The organism is Nocardioides sp. CPCC 206348 (assembly GCF_048654705.1).
Lineage (GTDB): Bacteria > Actinomycetota > Actinomycetes > Propionibacteriales > Nocardioidaceae > Nocardioides.
The window spans coordinates 1,200-3,016 of record NZ_JBMCZA010000201.1; the positions used below are offsets into that span (position 1 = coordinate 1,200).

Consider the following 1,817-nt stretch of genomic DNA (forward strand, 5'->3'; position numbering starts at 1 on the left):
GGCGAGGTCCAGTGCGAGCACCAGCTCGTCGGCCATGGTGATCGTGTAGCCGTTGCGCGCTGCGGGCCGGTTGAGGGTGATGGTCGCGATCCGGTCGGCCACCGCGTAGGTGATGTCGGTGAAGGTGCTCGCGAGCGCGGAGTCCATGGTGGCCTGCTTCCGTACGTCTTCGATGCGCTTGTTGACCGGCTGTCAACAGTAGTGCACTATTGGCGCTGTGCCAACAACTACGCCGTCCTGGATGAACGAGGACCTCGCGGCGGTGCGTGAGCTCGCCGCGACGTACTTCGTCAAGGAGGTCCTCCCGCGTGCCGACGAGCACCGGGCGCAGGGCCACGCGAGCCGCGAGGCCTACCTGAAGGCCGGCGAGCTCGGCCTGGTGGGCATGTCCCTGCCCGAGGAGTACGGCGGCGGTGGGGCCTCGTTCGCTGCCGAGGCCGTGCTGATCGAGGAGCAGGTCCGCGCTGGCGACACGTCGATGGGCTTTGCCGTCTCCATCGGCATCGTCGCGCACTACCTCAACGCCTACGCCACCGAGGAGCAGAAGAAGCGGTGGCTGCCCAAGGTGTGCTCGGGGGAGTGGGTGCTCTCGATCGCGATGACGGAGCCCGGCACCGGGTCCGACCTGCAGGCGATCGCGACGCGAGCGGTCAAGGACGGCGACGACTACGTCATCAACGGCGCCAAGACCTTCATCTCCAACGGCCACGTCTGCGACCTCATCGTGATCGCCGCGAAGACGGGCGACGAGGCCGGGGCCGCCGGTATCTCGCTCATCGTTGCCGAGGTCGGCGACGACACGCCGGGCTTCACCCGCGGTCGCGTGCTCGACAAGATGGGCCAGCAGGACCAGGACACCGCGGAGCTGGCGTTCGAGGACCTCCGCGTCCCGCAGGCCAACCTGCTCGGCCCGAAGGAGGGCCACGGTTTCTACCAGATGATGGAGCAGCTCCCGCAGGAGCGACTCATCACCGCGATCCTGGCCCAGGCCCAGATCGAGAAGGCTGTCGAGCTCACGATCGGCTACACCAAGGACCGCCACGCGTTCGGCAAGCCGCTGATGGCGCTGCAGAACACCCGCTTCGAGCTGGCCGAGTGCGAGACCATCTCCCGCGTCAACCGGGCGTTCCTCGACCAGTCCATCGAGAAGCACCTCGCCGGGAAGCTCGACGCCACCGAGGCATCGATGGCCAAGTACTGGATCTCCGACCGCGCCACCGAGGTCGCGGACCGCTGCCTGCAGCTGTTCGGTGGCTACGGCTACATGAACGAGTACCCGATCGCCCGCATCTACACCGACGTACGCGTGCTGCGCATCCTTGCCGGCGCGAACGAAGTGATGAAGGAACTCATCGCGCGGTCCTTGTGACCAGCCGCTGATCCACCCCGCAGCGACCCACTCTCGGACCCACTCGCATCGAGGAGCAGATCGTGTACCTGACCCAAGGCCTCCACCGGTCGCTGCAGGCGACGCCCGACAAGACCGCCACCGTCCACGGCGACCGCAGCCACACGTTCGCCGAGATGGGCGATCGCGTCGCCCGCTTCGCGGCCGGCCTCCAGGGGCTGGGTGTGGCGGAGGGCGACGTGGTCGCGATCCTGTCGCTCAACAGCGACCGGTACGTCGAGTACTACTCGGCGATCCCGTGGGCCAACGCGGTGCTCAACCCGATCAACATCCGGTGGAGCCCGCAGGAGATCATCTACGCGCTCAACGACTCGGGCACCACGGTGCTGCTGATCGACGACGCGTTCGCGCCGATGGCACCGGCGATCACTGCGAGCTGTCCGTCCGTGACGACCCTGGTGCACTGCGG

2 protein-coding genes are annotated in these 1,817 nt (G+C 67.5%); both read left to right on the plus strand.

Features of this window, described 5'->3' with window-relative positions:
- Positions 1 to 241 precede the first annotated feature (241 nt).
- Positions 242 to 1,369, plus strand: a complete 1,128-nt coding sequence (locus tag ACOADB_RS19475; RefSeq protein ID WP_378602237.1) for an acyl-CoA dehydrogenase family protein — start codon at positions 242 to 244, stop codon at positions 1,367 to 1,369.
- Between the two features lie 62 nt (positions 1,370 to 1,431).
- Positions 1,432 to 1,817 (plus strand): AMP-binding protein (locus tag ACOADB_RS19480; RefSeq protein ID WP_378602240.1); only part of this gene is annotated, 386 nt, incomplete at its 3' end.